This window comes from Yoonia sp. JB2-21, assembly GCF_055693545.1.
Window position 1 is genome coordinate 16,564 of record NZ_JBVFUC010000003.1, and the last position, 22,489, is coordinate 39,052.

17 protein-coding genes and 2 pseudogenes are annotated in these 22,489 nt (G+C 53.7%); 1 reads left to right on the top strand and 18 read right to left on the bottom strand.

The annotated features are described in order from the left end of the window. Positions 1-11 precede the first annotated feature (11 nt). Positions 12-554, bottom strand: a complete 543-nt coding sequence (locus ACZ1G5_RS18660) for a prepilin peptidase (protein WP_472734402.1) — start codon at positions 552-554, stop codon at positions 12-14. Between the two features lie 14 nt (positions 555-568). Here ACZ1G5_RS18660 and ACZ1G5_RS18665 point away from each other — a divergent pair, with 14 nt between their 5' ends. Beyond that, entirely contained in the window at positions 569-1,189 is a 621-nt protein-coding gene (locus tag ACZ1G5_RS18665; RefSeq protein WP_472734403.1) for a hypothetical protein, read from the top strand. Positions 1,190-2,179: 990 nt separating this feature from the next. On the opposite strand, the gene ACZ1G5_RS18670 is transcribed toward ACZ1G5_RS18665, so the two are convergent. From ACZ1G5_RS18670 to ACZ1G5_RS18750, 17 genes and pseudogenes are all read right to left on the bottom strand, one after another. After that, positions 2,180-2,590 carry a polymorphic toxin-type HINT domain-containing protein gene (locus ACZ1G5_RS18670; RefSeq protein ID WP_472734434.1) on the bottom strand — a complete coding sequence of 137 codons (411 nt, stop codon included), beginning with the start codon at positions 2,588-2,590 and terminating at the stop codon, positions 2,180-2,182. Positions 2,591-2,969: 379 nt separating this feature from the next. Beyond that, positions 2,970-3,890: a polymorphic toxin-type HINT domain-containing protein gene (locus tag ACZ1G5_RS18675; RefSeq protein WP_472734435.1), complete on the bottom strand. Its 921-nt coding sequence runs from the start codon at positions 3,888-3,890 to the stop codon at positions 2,970-2,972. Between the two features lie 51 nt (positions 3,891-3,941). Continuing rightward, positions 3,942-4,055, bottom strand: a pseudogene (locus tag ACZ1G5_RS18680) (RHS repeat-associated core domain-containing protein); the annotation flags it as partial. Between the two features lie 59 nt (positions 4,056-4,114). Continuing rightward, positions 4,115-4,744 (bottom strand): hypothetical protein, encoded by a 630-nt coding sequence (locus tag ACZ1G5_RS18685; protein ID WP_472734404.1) that lies wholly within the window; start codon positions 4,742-4,744, stop codon positions 4,115-4,117. Then, positions 4,719-4,952 carry a hypothetical protein gene (locus tag ACZ1G5_RS18690; protein ID WP_472734405.1) on the bottom strand — a complete coding sequence of 78 codons (234 nt, stop codon included), beginning with the start codon at positions 4,950-4,952 and terminating at the stop codon, positions 4,719-4,721. Before ACZ1G5_RS18690 ends, ACZ1G5_RS18685 begins: the two co-directional genes overlap by 26 nt. After that, a complete protein-coding gene (locus ACZ1G5_RS18695; protein ID WP_472734436.1) occupies positions 4,952-5,524 on the bottom strand; it encodes a polymorphic toxin-type HINT domain-containing protein in 573 nt (190 codons plus the stop codon). The genes ACZ1G5_RS18690 and ACZ1G5_RS18695 overlap by 1 nt, the downstream gene beginning before the upstream one ends. Before the next feature lie 15 nt (positions 5,525-5,539). Next, positions 5,540-5,827, bottom strand: coding sequence for a hypothetical protein (locus tag ACZ1G5_RS18700; RefSeq protein ID WP_472734406.1), 288 nt, complete (start codon positions 5,825-5,827; stop codon positions 5,540-5,542). Then, a complete protein-coding gene (locus tag ACZ1G5_RS18705) occupies positions 5,824-6,459 on the bottom strand; it encodes a polymorphic toxin-type HINT domain-containing protein (protein ID WP_472734407.1) in 636 nt (211 codons plus the stop codon). Before ACZ1G5_RS18705 ends, ACZ1G5_RS18700 begins: the two co-directional genes overlap by 4 nt. Next, positions 6,459-7,079 (bottom strand): hypothetical protein, encoded by a 621-nt coding sequence (locus ACZ1G5_RS18710; protein WP_472734408.1) that lies wholly within the window; start codon positions 7,077-7,079, stop codon positions 6,459-6,461. Before ACZ1G5_RS18710 ends, ACZ1G5_RS18705 begins: the two co-directional genes overlap by 1 nt. 54 nt (positions 7,080-7,133) lie before the next feature. After that, positions 7,134-17,465, bottom strand: coding sequence for a PKD domain-containing protein (locus ACZ1G5_RS18715; RefSeq protein ID WP_472734409.1), 10,332 nt, complete (start codon positions 17,463-17,465; stop codon positions 7,134-7,136). A 268-nt stretch (positions 17,466-17,733) separates the two neighbouring features. Then, a pseudogene (locus ACZ1G5_RS18720) lies at positions 17,734-17,856 on the bottom strand (IS3 family transposase); the annotation flags it as partial. Positions 17,857-18,103: 247 nt separating this feature from the next. Then, positions 18,104-18,541, bottom strand: a complete 438-nt coding sequence (locus ACZ1G5_RS18725; RefSeq protein WP_472734410.1) for a DUF4279 domain-containing protein — start codon at positions 18,539-18,541, stop codon at positions 18,104-18,106. Further along, positions 18,531-19,337 carry an RHS repeat-associated core domain-containing protein gene (locus tag ACZ1G5_RS18730; protein WP_472734437.1) on the bottom strand — a complete coding sequence of 269 codons (807 nt, stop codon included), beginning with the start codon at positions 19,335-19,337 and terminating at the stop codon, positions 18,531-18,533. Before ACZ1G5_RS18730 ends, ACZ1G5_RS18725 begins: the two co-directional genes overlap by 11 nt. A 49-nt stretch (positions 19,338-19,386) precedes the next feature. Then, positions 19,387-19,578, bottom strand: a complete 192-nt coding sequence (locus ACZ1G5_RS18735) for a hypothetical protein (RefSeq protein ID WP_472734411.1) — start codon at positions 19,576-19,578, stop codon at positions 19,387-19,389. A 363-nt stretch (positions 19,579-19,941) separates the two neighbouring features. Beyond that, positions 19,942-20,769, bottom strand: coding sequence for an RHS repeat domain-containing protein (locus ACZ1G5_RS18740; protein WP_472734412.1), 828 nt, complete (start codon positions 20,767-20,769; stop codon positions 19,942-19,944). Positions 20,770-21,020: 251 nt separating this feature from the next. Further along, entirely contained in the window at positions 21,021-22,022 is a 1,002-nt protein-coding gene (locus ACZ1G5_RS18745; RefSeq protein ID WP_472734438.1) for an RHS repeat domain-containing protein, read from the bottom strand. A gap of 48 nt (positions 22,023-22,070) precedes the next feature. Continuing rightward, positions 22,071-22,472: a hypothetical protein gene (locus ACZ1G5_RS18750; protein ID WP_472734413.1), complete on the bottom strand. Its 402-nt coding sequence runs from the start codon at positions 22,470-22,472 to the stop codon at positions 22,071-22,073. Between the last annotated feature and the right edge of the window lie 17 nt (positions 22,473-22,489).

The window sequence follows — 22,489 nt, forward strand, 5'->3', positions numbered from 1 at the left end:
ACATCAATCCTTTAGAACAACCAAATCACCCAGGTAGAAAGGCAAAGGAACGGGCCAAAAGCAACCGCTGTTGTGCCGATTTGGGAAAATGTCTCGCGCTGCATCAGCTTTGTCACGACTATGACCGCAATGCCGGCCAAAGCGGCTGCAAAGACAACAAGCGTCGTGTCTGCGAGACCAAGCCAGAGGCCAATGCCAACCATCAGTTTCACATCACCAAAGCCAAGCCCCTGCCAGCCGCGGTATTTCGCATAAGCGCCACCAACCGCCCAAAACAGAGCGGGCCACAAAAGCGCCGCGAGAATGTGATCCCACCAGAACAGACCATTCAGATAAGTATGAGCGGCGCCGGTAAGCGCCAAGAGGGCGGCAACCGTATCAGGGATCTCCAGCCGCTGCACATCAACGACACTGATCCAGATCAGCAACGCGGCAAGCACCAATGCGGCGGGTAGAGCAATGGGGAATTGCCAGTATCGCACAATCCCAAAACCGGCATAGAATAGGACATGCAGCGCTATCAGCATAAAGGGCGAGGATCGCGTAACTACCATGAGGATCGCATAAGGTGAGAGCGCCAACAAAACAATCGCGATCAGGTGCGCAAGGCGGCTTTGCCATTGTGGTTGTGCTGGCCTCGTTGATGGTGCTGACAACGCTGTTTGCCATCGCCAGCCAACGCAGCATGGCACATGTGCAAAGCCAAAACGCAGAACAACAGCTCACGGAGCAGCAAGCCGAAAACGCAATGATCCTCAGACTGCTACTCAACCTTGATGTGGAGGCTGTTGCGTCAGGGAACGTGGTGTTGCCCACGCCATTCGATGAGGTCGAGATCAGAGTGCAGGATGTCGGCGGCCTGATTGATCTGAATACTGGATCGCCTGAATTACTGGCACTCTTGTTTGACGCATTAGCGTTCCCCCCGACTCTGCGGCAGATTTTCGACGCTGGAGACAGCAAGGGCAGAGACTTTTGCGTATTGATGACGTGCTTAGAATTACCGGAGCTGATCCGGCGGTGGGGGACAAGCTACGACAGGTCGCAACGGTGCACTCCGGGCGGCGCGGCGTGGCAGCAAGCGTGGCACCTGATGCAGTGCGGCAGATCGCAGGGAACACCCATGAAACACCAGCATCCAACACAAATTTCGCGATTTATCGTTTGCGGGCCGGGTCTGAACTGCTGATGGGTGTGATCAGCATCGCAGGAGGCCAAAATCAGGCGCGTGTTCTTGCATTGAGGTAGGGGGTGGGCAAGAGATGCGATGGGTTGCAGACTAGCAATTTCCTTTGCTGACTTAGTCAGAGCCGCGGACCCACTCTGTCAAAAGACTTACTCGCTCATAATACTCTCCCGCGTTAAGTACCGGCCGGTCCAACAACGCTGGATATGCGGCCTTAATATGGGAAAATGCAATAACGCGGGCGCTTTTGAAATTGCATCCACACCCGACAGCAAAGTCACCTTCGACATCCCGCGACACAGATTTCGCAACTGACAAATCTGCGAACACATGATTGCAGACAAACGTTACAAGGTCATCTGGAACGTTGCGCATCAATGGTTGGTCTGTTTGAGGGTGATCGCCTTTCATCCAATCTCTGAACGAACCAGATTCATAATCTGTTCCTTATCTCCAGTGAAGTAGGTGTGCGTGCTCGGTCGATTTCGATATTGTGTGCCAATTGCGGCGTGGCGTCTAACGGTCAGTCCGGTATATTAGCGTCAGCAGACTTGCCACTTGTGACGTCTCTTTCGTACTTAACTTTGTCAACGTCAAAGAAAGCCGCTTGGGAAAAGCTATTTCCAAATCGGGCGGGGGGCTATAGTCCGAGACGTGAATATGGTCATTTTCATCTTTCTGAAGGAGCATTTCCAACTGCTCGAGAAGTAGCCTACCGCCGTCGGCGTCCACGTATAACGCCACCGAATTGTCACTCTCGTCCATTTCAACTGTTATCAAATCATCATCCTACAATGGCAGCCTAGTCTTTCCGCCGCGGCCAGTTGGTGAGCAAACATCCACGTGGTCGCCCATCTCAGGCAATTCATATCCTGTATTATCTAGAAAGTAAGTGAACCCGGTCCGCGGATTTATCCAGTTTTGCGGAACACCGCCAGGCAAAGATCGCGTCGAACACCGAGTAAACCCTTTACGTCTGAACATATCAGCAATCTACCACCACTTACGTCCTGCAAATGGATTACCTCCCAAGCCAGCATTGTGGGCCCACGCCGCCATATCCCCGGCGAAATACGTATGTGCTCCGCCTATCTCCAGATTGTGCACCAGTTGCGGCGTATCGTCCACTACAATGGCGATCACAGTCAGCGGTTCCATCATGGAATCCACCACGACATCCCCGGCCACCAAATCACCAGCCTGCGTCCAGCCTGCAGCCGCATCATAAAGCGGATGCTCGGCGGTCACACCAAGCTGCGAGGTCTCGCCTGCCCCATTCTCAAGCGTCAGGTAGAGCGCCGCAGCGGTCTGCCGCTGCATGATCGCGGTGACGGGGAAGATGCCGCTAATGCTACGGTCTTCGTCACGGGCGAGGACCATGCCACCTTTGCGCAGCGCTTCAATCGCGAAAGGGCAACACCTACATCTGCATTAGCTTTAACTTGCTACATGGACTTGACGTATGTCGCGACAACTGCACCGCTAAGGCAATTCAAGCTAGCTTTAGAAAAGGTTCAAAAAAGGAAAAATCATCATTGCTCAACCCTAACTCCTCTGAGCACCAAATCAGAGCCTCAGAAATCGATTCAAAGAAAAAGTCGCCACACTCAACCTCGTTTTGTAAATCATAATAGTAGACCACATTCACTGCATTAGGGTCTTCCAAATATTGCGACGTCTCAAAGGTGATATGACGTGGGATTCTGTCATCAGGTTCTCCAGAGAAAGTCTTGCGACTTATCTCTGTTGGATAGTTAGCAACGGCTATTCGATACCAAGACATTTATCGGCCTAGAAGCTTAATGACACCATTAAAGATCACTCGACCATTCCGAACTTCTTCCAAATGGCAATGCAAGTTTTTTGGATTACGCGTCTCATGGTCGCCCAATCGCCCTTGTCTTTGTCCATCTGCTGATCGGTAGCGTCCATTTCCCTCATCTGAGTAACCTGGTCCAAGGAAATTCTCTAACAGGTCCAGGCCGCCGTCAATTGGACAAGAACCAATAACTTTTTCCGGCGCCCGACCGCTACTATTATGCGCCCACGCCGCCATATCACCGGCGAAGTATGTATGTGCACCGACAACTTCGAGATTGTGCACCAGTTGCGGCGTGTCGTCTACCGCGATCGCAAGAACAGTCAGTGGCTCTTGATATTGATCAAGAACAACGTCCCCTGCCTCCAGATCACCCGCTTCGGTCCAGCCTGCAGCCGCATCATAGAGCGGATGCTCCGTCGTAATACCGAGTTGCGAGGTCTCCCCTGCCGCATTCTCTAACGTCAGATACAGCACAGACGCCGTCTGCCGCTGCATAATGGCAGTCACAGGGAATACACCACTGATCCCACCATCTTCATCGCGGGCGATGACCATGTCGCCTTCGCGGAGTGCTTCAATAGCTACCGCACCATTAGGCGTCTGCACCTCTGTCCCACGCACGAAGGACGAACCACCGGCAAAGGCGCCGCGGAACATTGCACCAAAACCATCACCTGGCCCACCCGGTGCGCGACGGCATCCACAGCGCGGCGCACGCACCGCTGTTCGACACCCGATTGTGCGGATTCGAGTACGCTTGTTCACGATGTCCCGTCCCGCCGCAAATTCACGCGCCACACTCGTTAGAAATGTTCCGATCCGACGCGCAACGCATCGCGCACCAACGCCAACCCGGGTTACAACCGCACGGCCCATATTCATCGTCGCAGCTGTTAACTGCGCAAACCGCGCGCTTGGGCTCAATCCGCTCGGATCCGTCCAGTTTGCCGGGTCATTCCATGTATAGGCATAGAGGTTCATATCTCCGCCGCCAAAGCCCAGCGGGTCAGATTGCAGGAACCGTCCTGTCAGCCGATTGTAATGCCGGGCGCCGTAGTCGTTGACTTACCTGTCAAAGTCTTTTACTAGAAACATATGTATCTCGTTTAGCAATTAATTCGGCGTAAAACGAGATCTGGTATGATTTCCTCAAAGTTAGTATCGACACCATCCTTAAAATGGGTATTCTCTAACATTAAAAATTCAAGACTATCTAGCGCTAGGATGGGCTCGACTGTTTCTAACGTACCGCAATTTATCAAATTTAAGGTTCTTAGTGCTGGAAACTGTTCCAAAAAATCTATCCGACCCAATTTAGGACAGTAAGAAATATCTAACTCTATCACATTATAGTTTGGAACACTTAAGGGTAAACCTTCAAGAGTTCTACAAGAGTGCAGCTGTATCCGAGCCAGTTTATCAAATTTTTCTAAGCCACTTAGTGTGCGTAACGGTGAACTAGCGACGGTAACGCTTTCAATTTCATGAAAAGCAAACATCGAGAAATCTATAAACCGTTTCGGAAGCCTTGATGCACCAAACGACCTTAAATTCGAAAATAATTCGTATCTGGGATGCGATTTTTCATAGTCAACAGATAAGTCTTCTATTTCGTAGAGGTTTTCAAAATTCATTCCCTTACGTTGTGCCGCTTTATCCGAAAAAGAACGTAAATTTTTCAAACCTTCTATTCTATTTTGATCGTCAAAATTACCACCAATGTTGATTGCTTCCAAATTTGGATACGAGATCTACAAACGATAAATCCTTTGTAGACCAGCCGTACAATGTATCGAAAGAAAAACGCAAATTAGATAGACCACGTTTCTCAAGGTAAGCATGCTGCTCATCTAATGGCCTAGCACCAACATTCAGCTGATGCCATCCATCGATATAATCAAATGGAAGTTCAATTAGTCTCGTGTAGGCGTCAATCTGTTTCATTATCTTGGCCTCGGTGAAAATATCCTATTCAGCAAATCAGGCACACGGCGTACGCGAGTTTCATCGCCACAGGCACCTTCGATCAAATACCGTTCCCACACCATCTTTGTATATTCGTCTGGCGCAGTCCATTTGAAACCACCAGAAGGCCCTTGTCCGGCTTGGTCTGAGCGTTCCCTGGCACTATCACCTGGTCTACGGCCATCAATATCGCAGGTACTTCCAAAATATTGCTTACGACCAAACAGCCATTGATACACACCCGAAGCATTATGACCCCAAGCCGCCATGTCCCCGGCGAAATACGTGTGTGCTCCGCCTATCTCCAGATTGTGCACCAGTTGTGGCGTGTCGTCCAGCCTTGTGGCGAGGATTGTCAGCGGCTCTTGATATTGATCAAGAAGGACATCCCCTGCCAACAAATCACCCGCTTCGGTCCAGCCTGCAGCCGCATCATAAAGCGGATGCTCCGTCGTAATACCGAGTTGCGAAGTCTCGCCCGCTGCATTCTCCAACGTCAGATACAGCACAGACGCCGTCTGCCGCTGCATGATCGCGATGACGGGGTAGATCTTAAATCGTGGGGATTATAGCATTTTATCTACCGCCCAGACATCCTGATCGCGGAAAAAATAGCCCATGCTACCCGGTGGCACCGTCGGCAATTTTTTGAGATGCGGAAACTGCTCCATCAGATGGCTTGCATGGGTCCAAGTCACGTCACTTCCTCCAACCATGTCATGATCGCGATCACAAACCATACTTATGACACCATCAAAGGAATGATACACGCAGGTAAGATGGCCCGGCTGCGCAATTACGTGCTTGCAAACAATCACCTTGAGGTCTGAGGGAAGTGTTTCTATCCAGGTCATTTGTATCCGTTCATAAACTTCCAAAACTCGAAAGGGGTCATATTCGATTTAGCAAGGTTGCACGGGCGGCAACATCCCCGTCCGTTCTCGAAATTTGTTCTACCACCGTGCGAATGTGAAATGAAATGATCGCCCACCTGCGATGGTGCCCCACAATAGACGCAATTTGGATCGCGCGCAAAAATATCTGCGGCCAAGTTGCCTGTGAAACAACGAGTCGGATCTCTCATACTGTTTGGTATGGTTGGCACCTTTGATCGACCAGCATTATGCGCCCACGCCGCCATGTCCCCGGCGAAATACGTGTGTGCTCCGCCTATCTCCAGATTGTGCACCAGTTGCGGCGTGTCGTCCAGCCTTGTGGCGAGGATTGTCAGCGGCTCTTGATATTGATCAAGAACGACATCCCCTGCCACCAAATCACCCGCTTCGGTCCAGCCTGCCGCCGCATCGTAGAGCGGATGCTCCGTCGTAATACCGAGTTGCGAGGTCTCGGCCGCCCCATTCTCCAACGTCAGATACATCACAGACGCCGTCTGCCGCTGCATGATCGCGGTGTCCTGATAGATATCAATTGGTGAAGGAGACAGCGGCTCCTTTGAAGTGTCAGTAGATATTGCTAGTCGAAGCACTACTCGTAACTAAGAAAGATCTCTCTCGCAATTAAATAGCCATCCCACCAAGACAGAATAAGGTTATCCTGCCGCATACGCTCCTGCTCCACAACCGTATGTTTCACACTCATTTCTTCCAACCTATGAATAACAGCATTGCAGATTGCCAAGGGTCCCTCACAAAGCAAGAAGTTGGAAGACTCAACGGTTTTTATAAACGCTGACATACCATCACCATTATTTAAAAACCGATCAATCGAAAATGGACATTTACTTTCCAACAGTTTCTCTTCCATTGGAGTAAGAATAGACAGTAAATCTGAAATAGGCTCGCTGCAGTATATTTTTACATAGGCTCCCTGATTCCAGGAAACCTCAGACATCTTTCTTAGAGAAAAGCCTTCTAAATCTGTTTCGAACTCATCTGATAAAAACCAGTCTTGCGTAATAAGTGCATCGCAAATACCATGAATTTCTATTTTTGCATACTCAATGCGCTCATGCTTCTCATTTGAGTTCCACCATGGGAGCCCTGAGATCGATATTTCTGCATAATCTTTCGATATTTCTATGCTATTCACAATAGATGGATGTTCGATACGATGGTCTTTAAAAACCTCTATCAGTTTCTTTTTCACGCCAAAGTCGCCTCCTCAGTTGATTATTAACCCATGATATCAAGGCCCATCTGTTCAAGGAATTTCACTTGGAAGAGAAGGCCTTGTCACACCTTGCGAATTGGTATGAGGTGTAGGGATTCCACAGTGAGGTGCGCTGTCTGGGTTTAGATCAACTCTCTTTAGTTGTGTCCACTTTGACGGATTACGCGGATTTATATTAGGTATATATGTCGCGTATTGTATCAAACGGCGACCTCCGCCGGGGCATGGGAGAAATTTCAGAGTAGTATGGGGACCCCATGCATCGTCTATTGGCCCGATCCGTCGTCTGGCATTATGCGCCCACGCGCCCATCTCCCCCGCGAAATACGTGTGTGCCCCGCCGATTTCGAGATTGTGCACCAGTTGTGGCGTGTCGTCCAGTGTGATGGCCAGCACGGTCAGCGGTAGTTGATCGCGGTCGAGGATCACATCCCCGGCCATCAGCTCTCCTGCCTCCGTCCAACCTACAGTTGCGTCGTAGAGCGGATGCTCAGCCGTCACCCCGAGCTGCGAGGTCTCACCTGCCGCATTCTCCAGCGTCAGGTAAAGTGCCGCAGCCGTCTGCCGCTGCATGATCGCGGTGACGGGGAACACACCACTGATCCCGCCGTCTTCGTCACGGGCGATGACCATGTCGCCTTCGCGGAGTTCTTCAATAGCTACCGCACCATTAGGCGTCTGCACCTCTGTCCCACGCACGAAGGACGAACCACCGGCAAAGGCGCCGCGGAACATTGCACCAAAACCATCACCTGGCCCACCCGGTGCGCGACGGCATCCACAGCGCGGCGCACGCACCGCTGTTCGACACCCGATTGTGCGGATTCGAGTACGCTTGTTCACGATGTCCCGTCCCGCCGCAAATTCACGCGCCACACTCGTTAGAAATGTTCCGATCCGACGCGCAACGCATCGCGCACCAACGCCAACCCGGGTTACAACCGCACGGCCCATATTCATCGTCGCAGCTGTCAGCTGCGCAAACCGCGCGCTTGGGCTCAAACCGCTGGGGTCCGTCCAATTGGCCGGGTCGTTCCATGTATAGGCATAGAGGTTCATATCCCCGCCGCCAAAGCCCAGCGGATCCGATTGCAGGAAGCGTCCAGTTGCTGGATCGTAATGCCGCGCCCGATAGTAATAGAGCCCGCTTTCCGCGTCATATTCCCGGCCTGTGAACCCCATGTCCTGGGCGATGGCCGAGACTGTGATTTCACGCCCGCCAAAGGCGTCATAGACATAACGCGCCGCCAGATCGCCCGTCGCCTGATTGGTCACCGCGATGATCGAGCCTTGGCGGTCTGCATGCAGGCTGTAGGCCGTCCCCGCCCCCGGAGTGGTGTCGGTGCTATAGCTTTCGAAAGCCAGTGGCTGGTCAATCTCTTGCCCATGCAGCCAGCGTTTGGTCAGCGTGCCATCCACGAACTCCAGCAAGCGATCATGTGCTGTCACATCACGCATGTTGCCGATGTCATAGACATAAGATGTCGTGACCCCGTCAACGGTCTTGGCGATCCGCCGCCCCAAGGCATCATAGGCATAGGTCGCCGTTGTCCCGTCACTGCTGTCAAAGCCGATCAGCTGGTTGACTGCGTTATAGGTGAAGGTTTCCACCACACCATCCGCCTTGCGCACCCGCTCGACCCGGTTGCCTTTGACATCATAGTCATAACTGTAGCTATCATCTTCAAGCAGCCGGTTATGGTCATCGACCACGTAGAGGTTGCTCAGATGCGTCGCCGTCCGGTTGCCCAATGGATCATAGGCATAGTCCTCGGTCGGGATCGGAGTGCCCCCGTCTACCGCAGGCACCCCTTCGGCCACTTGGGTCAGACGATTTGCTTCGTCATAGAACAGTGTTTCGGTCAGCGACGGATCTTCCAGATCACGCAACAGGCTCAGCGCTCCATCAGGCGCGTAGGCATAGCCTGACCGCGCAACAGTGGCCCCATTCTGCAGGTGTTCCAGGCTGATCAAACGGTCATCATCATAGGCCGCGACTGAGTTCCGCCCGGTAGCATTGGTCAGCACAGTTGGCCGCCCTGCCCGGTCGTAGTCCATGACATGGGTATCTGCCCAAGGCGTGTCGATGCTGGACACACGGCTCTTTTCATCAAAGCTGTAGGCCCAGACACCGCCAAGATCATCTGTCATGGATATCCGCTGGCTGAGCACATCATAGGTGTAGGTCAGCAAGGACGCCGTTTGCGGCCCAACAGTGCCATCCGTCGCCAGCGTTTCCAGCCGGTCTCGGTTGTCGTAGGTCATGGTCAACGCGCTGTCATTGTCAGACGCAGACGTCAGATTGCCAACGGGGTCATAGGCATAAGCAATGGTGTTGTCCGGCGTAACCACGGTCAATCTGCGCGACAGGCTGTCATATGTCGCGGTCTCAATCTGACCGTTTTCACGCGTCATCTGCACCAGATTGTCGCGGCTGTCATAACCCATCGCCATCACCTGGTTGAGCGGGTTTGTCCGCCCCACACGCCGGTCCAAAATGTCATAGGCGAAGGTCGTGACATTCCCACGCGCATCCTCAACCGTGAGCGGCTGATCACTGACGTTGTAGGTATAGTTGGTCACGTTCCCAACTTTGTCGACCATCTGGGTCATCCGACCAACGATGTCGTATTCGTAGGTTGTAGTGTGACCTTCCGGATCCGTTTCCAAAATCAATTCGCCAGCATCGTTGTACGTGTAGCTCGTGCTGCCGAACCCTGGAATGTCATCCATGACCAGTTCGTTCATCGTGTTGAAGAAATAGTCGGTGACCAGCCCTGTCTCATCAATCAAAGATGTGAGGTTGCCGCCGTCATCGTATTCATAAAACGACTTACCATCGACCGAGAGGTCATTGGCATCCAGAACCTCTTCTGATGTGACACGGTTCAACTCGTCAAAGGTACGGACCAGCGTGCGCTGCTGCGGCGTGCCCAACGCCTGGGTAAAGCCAATCATGTTACCCGCAGCATCATAGACCATTCTGTTCTGCGATCCGTCTGGTAGGGTCACCAGTTCGACATTCTGCCTGCTGTCATATGCAAAGGTTGTCATATTGCCACGTTCATCCGTCCTGCTCGTCAAAAGGCCGAAAGCATTATAAGTATAAGTCTCTTCCTCGCCCTCTGTATCCACCATGCGGATCAGTTCACCGAAGTCATCGTACGCGTAGGTTGTGACGTTGCCAGCATAGTCAGTCTGACGCACCAAGCGGTTAAAGATCGGCTCATACTCATAACTCATGACGCGTTCGAGTGGCGTGCCGACGGCAGATCGCATCTGGGTCATATTCCCGCGATCGTCATATTCCATCTGATCCGTGCGCGTATCAAAGCCCTCGGCACTTGTCGGCCGGATCAGCTGTGTCACACGGTTCTGATCATCACGCTCCATAAAGGTGCGCCGCCCAATCGGATCAAAGGTTTGGATGACCGCACCAAACTCGTTCAACAAGGCAAAACTTGTGCCACCTTTGTCGTCAACATGGGTGGTGATCCGGTCCTCAGGTGCCACATAGCTCAGCGGTTGAGGCGCAGTGCCTAAATCCTCAAGACCAAGAGATGCCGCAGCCCGTGTCTGAATATCAGACGCATTTGGGTAAATGCTGCCGGCATAGCGCCCAGCCCCGTTGTATTCATGGGTGGTGACGTTGCCACGCTCATCTGTGACTGCGGTAAGGCGGCCATCGTCATCGTAAGCGTATTGGATTGTTGTTCCATCCGGCTGCGTGATTTCAGCCAGCGCTCCGTCTGCATCGTCATATGTAAATTCAGTTGTGCGCCCATCAGGGTATGTTGTCGAGGCAAGGCGCCCGATAGCATCATAGGCAAACGTCGTTACACCGCCCACCTGATCGGTAACACTCGCCAAGCGGCCACCCTCGCCATAAGCGAATTCACGGCGGTTGCCCTGTGGATCAACCTCGGCTGTTTGCAGACCATTCGCGTCGAAGACCGCGATCAGACCGTCTGTGTAGCGGCGCTCGAATGTGCCGTCAGGCAAGCGCGTGAGTTGAGAGAACTCGCCGTCACCCGCCGCAAAGTCACCACTTGCATTAGGATCAGAAAAATTAACTGTCACGGAAAAGCGCTGCGTCGACAACAAGTCCAGGCTGCCATCTCCGTCTAGGTCAGCAATTGCCGTATCGCCAACGGACTGTGGGATCTGGCCAAATTGCGGCGGCTCAAATGTACCGTCGCCAAGACCGCGATAAACTGCCAATTGACCAGCTGCAGCACTTGATAGACCTGAGTAAAGTAGGTCGAGATTGCCGTCTCCATCCAGATCAATCAGATTGACGGGGCCCGCATCGTCTGCACCAACCGGACGCGTAATCTCGATTGAATCGCTATACTCACGTGGCCCGACGTTCAAAAACAGCTGCAAAATGCCATCATCACTGATCACAATGTCTTTGAAACCATCTCCGTTCAGATCGCCAACCGCGGAGTAGCTGCCAGCCTGTCTTTCAGGAGAGGAGCCCAAACCAAAGTTGGTAAATCCCATTCGACCGCGTGTGCCGCTGATGTAGGCGATCGCAATCCCAGAGCGGGCACGATAGACGATGTCAGTGAAACCATCATTGTCCATGTCAGCAGTGATGGACTGAAGCGGTGGACCTCCACTATATGAAAAGCCACTAAACGATCCCGTTCTGATAAAGTCGTAATCGGTACCATTACCGTAATAGTAGCCAGGCGTCAGGGAACCCCTCCCATTAAAGAAAAAGCCAGACGGAACGATAAAGTCGGTAAACCCATCATTGTCAAAATCAGCAATCGAGACAACAGAATTGCTTGAAGGGATTGTGGCATCCGGTGTGAAACTAGCATCGCCGTCATTCACGAGAGGAATGATATTGTCCACATCTTGATCAATAACAAGAAGGTCTGGCACCCCATCCTGATTGTAGTCCAGCTGATTCAAATTGATAAATGGGGGCGTGTAAAAACCGGTCTGGGGCACTGTGTCAGGCGCAGTAACTGGTTCGCCCTTCACGATCTCGAACTGACGGTCTCCAAAATTCAGGGCAACATTTGCACGACCAAACCCTGCTTCACCAAAGGCAAAGTCGGGAAGGCCATTGCCATCAAAATCACCGGTCACAACCCGAACAGTTCCTTCGTTCGGGAAGACTAATGGTTCAGGGTCGAACTCAGTAAAGGTTGGTTTTGGGTCGAACGTCACAACACCGTCATCGTCGATGATTGCTACGCTGCCGTCTGGGTTTTGTGTCAGTCTTTGCAGCCCGTCGATCGACCAGCCTTTGCCGTAAGGGCTGTCGGTTTGGTTTTGCACGTAAAGGTCCGCTTGGTGCCGGGCGGAGACGGTTGAGCAGTCGTAGTTTGCCGTCGCCACAAAGTCATACGGATAGCGCCCGGATGTCAGGCCTGTGGCATCTACCGGCATGGATTGGCGCAGGTTCACCGCCTCGCCGATCAGTGCGGGCGTGCTGCCGTCCGCCCCTTGCCGCGGGGTCCATTGTGCGTCGGATGCGATGGACAGACCGCCAACTTTGATCCGCGTGCTCATGGTCACGGGGAGTGATGCATCATCGGCGATGGTCACGTCGCCCGCCACGATGATTGTCGGATCGGCAGCGGCAGAGTGATAGCTCAAGCCCACTTGCTGTTGCCGATTAAAGGCAAAGTAACCGGGCAGCGTGTAGGTCTCGCTGAGGTCTCCCTCGAACACGCTCAGCTGACGGTTACCGGTGGCCTGATCAGCCGATGGGATCGTCTGCGGCGCCTGGGGCAGGAAGGTAAAGAGTGTCTCAGACGTGATGTTCGCGCCTGTGCTTCGCACACTGGCGACACCCGGATCAACAAAGGCACTTGCGGTACGGCGGAATCTCGGGGCCAGCACAGTTAGATTTGTAGTGTTTGGCGGAACGTATCGCGAGGCGCCGAGCTCAGCAATCAGCAGATAGTTGTTGCTATGCTCTACCGCGACGTACCGGCCAAGGACTGGGACATCTATAGGAAAGTCGAAGACTTTGCCTGGTGCCACACCAACAATGGGCTCTGACCGAAACTGCTCTTCTCGTGCATCATTGTAAACGACGACAGTTGCGCCATTTAGGCCCCTAGCAAATGAACCAGTTTCTCGACGACTGGTCACACTCACCTCGGACAAAAGGATATCCGCGCCTAAATCGACCTGAACAAACTCACTTGGACCATTCGACGTCCAAGCAAGAGTATTTATGTCTCCATCAAAAACAGCCTCAGGTTCGTCACCCGTACCTCTCCATCTAGAACTTACTGTTGCAGCAACCGGCATAAGCGGGTCTTGGGGTCCGCGAACAAATGTCCTTTTGTTTTCGGACTGTTGCCACAAGGTAAGATTTGTACCGACAGGCAGATTGTCAAAGTTGGGGGCAGATATGTCGATACCGGTACTAAAATTAGCCCCTGGCGCGCTAAACGCATACATCTGGCAGGCCAGCGTATCCTCTTGCAGCCCTTCTACAGGTGTCTTTTGTGGCAACGATCCAAGGCAAACCTGGCCTGTATAAGGTGTGCCATCAGCATTCAGGATCGTATCTGCGTTCACGGTGACTGACACACCAGTAACTGCACCAACCAAGGATGTAACTTGCCCTGCGACGACATCCACACACCCTTCGTTCAGCGGTGTCAGCAAAAAGTCATCGAGGTCACGATTTTGATTGGCCGTTACGGATATCTCGCGCTGTGTTGCGATATAACCGCCAGGACCGCTGTTGGTGCCCGGTTGCACAAGAATATTATCCACCCCAGCTGCAAGGCTCCCGAATGAGAACGTCCCTGTTGCATCTGTGACTGTTTGCAGTGCTGCGTTTTCGAGGCGAACGGGGATGCCGACCAGTGGGGTCTCCACCCCTGCGCCAAAGTCCACCGCGTCCAGTACGCGTCCAAAGACAGACGTATCACTTGCTGTCCCGGGCACGACTTCGATTGTAATTGTGGCATCATCGGTCAGCGCCCCATCAGAGACACCTAATGTCAGCGTATAGGTCCCCTCCTGCCCCGCTTCGGGCCGGAAGCGAACTTCACCGCTGGCCGTATCAAGGCTGAGGCCCGCCGCCAGCGGCAACGGGTTGGCATAGAACGTCGTCACATCACCGTCAGGGTCCATAGCGGTCAGATCAAGGGCAAATTCCAGACCAAGCTCAACCGTATAGGTCTCGCGCAGCGCACCGAGTACCGGGGCCGCATTGGTAGTCCCCGCTGTCAGCACGGTGGTTGAGGTCTCTGTCACTTCGCCATCTGAGGCAGAGATAGTCACCGTGTACTCGCCAGCAACATCCGGCGTGACGCCAAAAATACCACTCGGCAGCTCTTCTATCAGCGGGGTAGAGCCCGCAGGGGTTGTCACGTCAATGCTGAAGGTCAGTGCATCACCATCGGGGTCCACAGACGCGGAAGCATCCCAGATCGCCACATCGCCAATCGTCAGTGCATCGGGTGCATCAATCGAGAGGACCGGCGCTTGGTTCGGCACGGTCAGTGTGGTCGTGGCTGGGGCTGAGCTCAGAGCAAAATCCGATACGGTCAGCGCAAATGCGTAGCTACCCTTCATATCGGGCACAAAGCTTGCCAGCGCCAATGTAGGGTTTGCAATTTCAGCCGTGCTGCCTGCGGGGCGAGCAGTGATCGCCCACTGGTAGCTCAGCGCATTGCTGTCAGGATCAAACGAGCCAGTGCCATCCAAAGTGACGGATGTGCCCACGGGAGTATCTGCAACTGCAGCTATAACAGCTGTGGGTGTTGCATTCTCGACTGTGACTGTGATCACCGCAGGCTGTGCCGCAAGCAGGCCATCATCGGCCGCCAATTGGATCAGGAAGGTGCCTGTGGCATCGGGGGTAAAGGCAAAGCTGGGGCCTGTGACGATCTGCTGCGCAGGGTCGGCGGCATCCACGGTCACACTGCTGCCCGCCGGGCGCGACAGGATCGACCAGCGATAGCTCAACGGATCACCATTCACATCACCAGCGTAGTCGGTGGCCGTCAGTGTGGTCAGCGTGCCACCTGTGGTCGTAACTGCGGTACCGCGGCCCAAAACAGGGCGGATATTGCCCGCGCCCACAAAAGCCGCATCTGGCAAAGACACACCATTGGCATTGGCAACAACCAGTTGCACAGCAGCAGGGGCAAAGCCCCCTGCCCCGTCATTGATCAATGTCACTGTGGTGCTGACGGCATCCGGTGTTGCGATGACACCATCTACACCCGTCACACCTGTCGCAGACCACGCATAGGTCAGCGCATCACCCACAGAGAGCGCTCCATCTACGACTGCCACACCACTGGCATCAGCCAGGCGGTCGGGCCCTGCATCAGCGACGGGCTGGGCGGCAAGCGTATCAATCACAAGAGTTTGTGGCACAGACGCCAGCGCACCATCACGCACGATCAGCTGCGCAATATATGTGCCATCCACATCAGCCGTGAACTGGGCTGTTGGGTTGGCGGAATCCAACGTGGCCAAACTGCCCGCAGGGCGCGATAAAAGCGCCCAATCATAGCTCAACAAATCACCGTTGAGGTCATAGCTTTGAGTGCCGTTCAAGCTAATGACATCACCGTCAATACCGGGCACATCCACAACCGCACGCGGGCGCAGGGGGGCACCGGCAGGTGCAATCACAATCTGATCGGTACTAGCACGCAACCCATCACTGACGCTGGCTGCAATCAGCGCATCGCCGGTGAGGCTGGCAGGATCAATCGCCAAGCCACCCTGACCATCATCCACCACCGACACATCGCCAAGCAGCACATCAAAGGCCGCCGTCAGCGGATCACCGTCCAGATCGGTACTGCCCACCGCACTTAGGTTGGGCTGGGACGCCCCATCAATCTGGTCAAAAAACAAAGTGGCAACCGGCGCAAGATTGCGCGTCTCGGTTGTATCCATGCCTGCAGGCACAGCCCCCAGCCAGCCAGTTTGGCGCAGCGGGCCATTCGTCAGACGTACATCATCAGCAATAACAGTGCCGTTGGTTCCACCCGAGAAACCACGAAGCTGCGCGTAAGGGGCCAGCACATGGCCTGCAATCTTGGCGTTAATGTCCAGCGATGTGGCCTCGTAAAAGTTCCACAGCACCTTGGACGCCCAATCACCACTGCCCAGCGGGTTCATCTGGAAACGCCCAGAGGTGCCAGAGACATTGATGATGACCGTATCAACACCACTTACATCAATCGAGTAACCGCCGGTCTGCAAATCCTGCAGGCTGGTCTGCACAATGCGCGTGTTGGCGCCAAAGACAGCCTCATCCAGCGTGGCATTGGCGGGACCCCCAAAACGCTTGTTGTTCTGATCGGCGATGTCAGGTGCGGCCCCTGTCAGACTGGCCAAAAAGGCGGAATCTGCCTTGAACTGATCAAAGTCAAAGACCGGCAGACCGGTCGCATTCTGCACCAAAATCCCGTTGTTAAAGTTTGACTGTACACGCACACCTGTGATCAGCGCCTGCGCACCCTGCACCATATTGATATTAGAGTTGCGCAGATCACCATCGACAGCCAAAGCAGGCAGATCGGCTCCATCGGAGGGCAGGTTCGTGCCAAACTGGCCCGAGACCTGGGTCAAGGTTGACCCAATATAACTACGGCCCTGCACCGTCTGACGGCTTTCCACCCTGTTGGTGACCAGATTGAACGTGCCCAATGTCTCGGCCAGACCAAAGCCCTGGCTTTCTTCGCCGGTCAGATCAATGGCGAACAGCTGTGGTGCAGACACCCGGCCGGTCGCATCCTGCACGGTCAGTGCAATCTCATATGTGCCCGCCTGCCCCAGCGTGAGCGCCGACAAAGGTGCAGCGGCATCTGAAAGCACCGCAGCACCCGCCGCAGGTTCGGTGACAACAGCCCAAGCATAGCTTAGCGCATCACCATCCACATCATAGCTGCCCGTGCCATCCAGCACGATCGGCGCATCGACACCCGCCAGACTACGCGCCGCAACTCGTGCCACAGGGGTCAGGTTTTCTGTGCTGATCTCCACGGTCGTAGAATAAAGGGGCTCCGTCGCCGCAGGGTCCGCTGCATCAAACAAATCAAGGCGCGCCACATAAGTGCCCGCCACATCTACAACAACCGTAGGCCGCAGCGCGGTCGCATCGGAAAACGTCGCCACACTCACTGCAGGACGCGCATCCCAGTCCCACTGCGCGCGCAATGGTGTACTATCCTGCGCTGCAAACCCATCCGCAGGATCCAGCACAACAGACCGGCCGAGCTCAGCCTTCAGCGGTGCCCCAACACCGTCACCTGCAAAAGCAGCACCCGCCGTAAGCAATGAAAATGTAAAGAGAATAACGCGAAATAAAAACGCCGCCGCAGTTGCAGCGTGCTGAAATGAATAAAGCAAAGTAGTCCCCGTACAGATAAAGATTAGGTTAGTGTTAAACACCGATAACAAACCGTTCAACAAAAAGTTTGCAACCCAGAAGCGATTCAAATCATCGAGAAACAATGGTAAGAAAAGGGAGGCTTTTGTTGAGGAAAATGACCCTTGCCAGGCCACGCCTCGGCTAGACGCAAATGACCCAGCCCCCTGATCCGGGCTGTTCAGGTGTAGAATCCGTTCTTGTTTCTTTCTGTTGATATGGTTGCGGTCACGTCAGGCGTCAATAATTTTTTGTCGCGAGATCCTTCAGTGCCGCGTTGTCCAGCATCGCATCGGCCAGCATCCACTTCAGGCGTTTATTCTCGTCCTCAAGCGCCCGCAACTTCTTCGCATCAGACACGTTCATGCGGCCAGCGGCATCGTAATTGTAGCCATAGCCCGGCCCGTTGCGGTTGTCGAAAGTGATATTGCCTGCGGCGTCATAGGTCAGCTGGCGCGCACCGCTGCCGCCAAAGACGATCTGGTCCAGACGGTTGGAGGTGGTGGGATAGCTGTAGACATTTGTCGTCGTGGACCCACCCGCATAAGACATCTGCTGGGTGCGATTGCCTTGAAGTTTGCGCACCAGCCTCACTGTACAAACGAAAACAAAGCGGACGTTAGCCTTCCGGACCAGAGCTGCAGTCAATGCCCAGTTCCGCACCAGACCGTGACAGGAGTGCAAGGTGCCTAGACGAAAAATTAAGGCTTTCGGAATTGGCCTGCCCGGCTTCTACTATAGACGAGCTAAAGACTGCTACGCGAACTCTTTCGACACCAGGGACAAGCTCACGTAAGTCGTTGGTCATCGGTATTGCAAGCAATAAAGCATCCATCAAAGTCGATAAGTCACTGTCTTCACCATCTATGACAAATGCAAAGCCGCCAGTCTTCCTCTTACTTGCCTCTTTGCGGGTACTAGTTCTTTCACCTTTTCGCCAAGATTTTCGCGGGCGAACACCAAGCACTTCCGCTACTACGGGCGGATCCAATTCGTCGCCAAAGAGAAAAATGGAAACTGATTTGAAGTTGCTTGCCTTCGACATATCAATCTTCATCAAATAGGTTCCCTACACTTTCGTCGTCTTGGTCGATTACATCTCCCGTATCCGGATTGACAGAGTAATCATCGTCACCTCGAGAACCACCTGCAGCTTGTTTAATCCCATGGAAGCGGTTCTTGCTCTCTCTTGGGCCAACCCCATTGTTGCGGCCCCATTCTATAGCGCCACTATCGCCGGACCAATATCCGGGCGGCCTTGATGCTGACGAAATAATTGGTGGTGTGAACAAATCGTCGATCAACATCCCACATGCTTCTATGAAGTCATTTACAGGCTTCTCACAGTAAAAATAGCACCAAATGAAAGCAGCGCCCGCAAATGCCGCTGGTATTATGACCTGAGCAAACTCCCCCCTCGGATCCACATACCTTCCCGGGTTCTGCAACGCATATCCATACACGCTCGCCCCATCCACCAGCCCCAGCGGGTCCGCCTGCATGTACCTCCCTGTGGTGGGATCGTAGTCCCGCATCCAGTTCTGGTGCAGCCCGGTCTCGGTCTGGAACCATTGTCCGGGGAAGCGCAGCGCGGGGTTGGGTCCGGAGGATGCCTGCACCCCGCCGAAGGGCAGGTAGCTCGCCTCCCAGACCTTTGTCCCCGCATCATCCGTCGCAAACACAGGCCGTCCGATGTGGTCGGTCCGTACGTAGTAGAGCGTGCCGTTCTCGTAAACGCCCACGACCAACCCATTCGCCCAGATGTATTCGCGGATCAGGCTACTGGTGCCGGTACTCTCATTATAGAGATACTCCGCAATCCGGTTGCCCGCGCCGTCGTGGATGGAATGGATCGTCTGCCCGGCCTGCGTCTGCCGCCCCGGGGCTCCGCCCGTTCAGCGCTCAGACACGTCCACTGGACGTGCCTGCAAAACGCACTTCACCCTGCTGGCCGAGGGCGTTGTATGCATGCTCTGCCTGAATGACCCCGTTGATCGCAAAGGCGGACATGCGGCCTACTGCGTCGTAGTTATAGCCATGGCCCGGCCCGTTGCGGTTGTCGAAAGTGACATTGCCTGCCGCGTCATAGGTCAACTGGCGGACACCGCCGCCGTCAAAGACGATCTGGTCAAGGCGGTTGCAGGTAGAATTTACTCAATCACTTGTGGGTTTTGGTTTCCCGTTTTGTCACCGGTAATACTGCTACGAGTGCTAAAAAGCAGACGGTTGCACCGAGCAGTCCAAGAAAAAAAGATATATGTCCAGCAAAAAAACCGAAAACACAAAAATGAGAACAAGAACAGTAGAAAAACAGATAGCAACGAATGACGACAACCCGTCACTCAACTGAAAAGCTTCACCACACTTTCGACAATGAACTGAACTAAGCATTAACAACGACATCCTTTGTGTCATTGACGGCTTACATTCTTGTTCGGTTTTCTTACCATTTTCCATCTACATACCAAATTCTTGACATGAACATGGCAGCTCCGAGATATCATAGATTGGATCTCCCAACAACCCAGCACCCATCAAAGCCAACGGACTAGCGTCCGGTGAATTCTGAAGCATATGCCCGATATCACCTATGCTTGCGTAGGTCTGAAGATTCAGTCCAGTGGCTCCCGATCCGGCTGCCTTCGTGCCCGCACCTCTTCCTCTAGTGGCCAGCAACGTAAGTGCCCCTAGCGATTGTCCACCAATCGTTCGCCCAAGCAAGCGGACCTTATTATTCAATGCATAATCTCTCATCAGATCTCTTAGACATTGGTGCATTTCTTGATGTTCATTCAAATATTCACTAAGTCTTCGGTACTCGTCGTTGTTTCCGAAGCAATACCCACTGATACAGCGATACAGGCCACGATAGAATGAACCATATCCTCTAGCGAAGTCCTGTCCAGTTGGAGAGCTTCCAACTCCCCAGTCTGAGCCGGTTGGCAACGGCATGGTACTCTGTTCCCCTCTCAGATCCACATACCGTCCCGGGTTTTGCCGCACATACCCATAGACACTCGCCCCATCCACCAGCCCCAGCGGGTCGGCTTGCATGTACCGCCCTGTCGTGGGGTCATAGTCCCGCATCCAGTTCTGGTGCAGCCCGGTTTCGCTTTGGAACCATTGCCCGGGGAAGCGGAGTTCTGGGTTGGGTCCGGATGACGCCTGCACACCGCCGAAGGGCAGGTAGCTGGCCTCCCAGACCTTCGTACCCGCGCCATCGGTCGCAAACACCGGCCGTCCGATGTGATCGGTCCGCACGTAGTAGAGCCTTAATCTCTCCATTTTTGGCAGAAGCGAAAGTCACTCTAAGCCTGTAGAATACTTCCAGGCTGCCTCGACTTCCCTCCTTGCTATCTGCAAATATGATTTCCCCAATCGCGAGCGCAACCTTGTCAATCGTTTCATCATAACCTTCTGAAAAAAGCGATCTGACGTCGATTTCGGCAAGAAGTACCGGCCGACCGGACATAAGTCGGAAAATTGTGTACTTCATGGTATCACTGTCATACTCGATATGATGAAGTCTCTTCATCTTAGTGCCAAACACTTAATGGAGTTTGTGGTGCACCCAAGTTTTCGCATTCCCATCTCCTCTTTTCCGCAAGTCCGTAGCAAATTGCAGCCTTGTCGCGACGATTAGTTGTTCTACCAAGCGCGCGACATACATCTAGGTCGTCCTCGTAGAGTTGTTCACAGTCAACACCATCTTCATCATCGTCCGCCAGGCACCATTGAAAAAAGAGATCTATCGGATTGTATCGATGACTCAGTTCACGGACTAGGCCACCTGTATCCACCATGGACTGTCCAATATCCTCGGCGGCGCTTCCTGGACCGAAGATTGGTGCAGAGGTTGATCCCCCGCCCAGCAGACTTTTGCCTTGCTCCCCCCTAGGATCAATGTGCACGCTTGGATTGTTTGATACATAAATGTACACACTCGCCCCATCCACCAACCCAAGTGGATCAGCCTGCATGTACCGTCCAGTCGTGGGATCATAGTCCCGCATCCAGTTCTGGTGCAGCCCGGTTTCAGTTTGGAACCATTGGCCGGGGAAGCGCAGCTCCGGGTTGGGGCCGGAGGAGGCCTCGAGCCCACCGAAGGGCAGGTAGCTGGCCTCCCAAACCTTGGCCCCTGTGCCGTCCGTCGCGAACACGGGCCGTCCGATGTGATCGGTCCGTACGTAGTAGAGCGTGCCGTTCTCGACCACCCCAACGACCCGCCCATTCGCCCAGATATACTCGCGGATCAGGCTGCTGGTGCCTGCGGTCTCATCATAGAGATACTCCGCAATCCGGTTGCCCGCGCCGTCGTGGAGGGAATGGATCGTCTGGCCTGCCTGCGTCAGACGCCGGATGACCTGCTGGCCGAGGGCGTTGTATTCATACTCCGCCTGAATGACCCCGTTGATCGCAAAGGAAGACATGCGGCCTGCTGCGTCATAGTTATAGCCATAGCCCGGCCCGTTCCGGTTGTCGAAGGTGACATTGCCTGCTGCGTCATTGGTCGGCGTATGCTCGGGGTAACCATCTATCTCTGACTGGACAGGAGCGAGGTCACCTTACTGCACGTCAATATTTCTTCACCGCGCAAGCCTACCATGCATATAACTGATGACTCTTTCCGCGAGTAGAAAGGACATAATCGCTGGCACCCATACGCCAGTTACAAAATACAGCAGTTGACCGTCAAAGAATTGCCTAAGAGTTGCGACTGACATCCCGCTAAATGCTAGAACGCCCCAGTCAAAGAACAGTGGGTTGAGGAGGACCAGTGCTAAAATGGCGAAGTACCATCTTGGCCTCAGGATCGCGAGCAAGACGGCCTGAAAAACCACAATAACAACAAACGAATTGCTGACATGGCTGAAAGGGGCAAGTGCTGACATAACGGTCATCCAAATCACGCCAAAAATGCCCGCTAAAAAGGCAGCAGCAACGATCAATGAAAATTTAAGAAACAAATCTGAGTCGCTTGATTTCATCGTCTAACCTTCTTGAA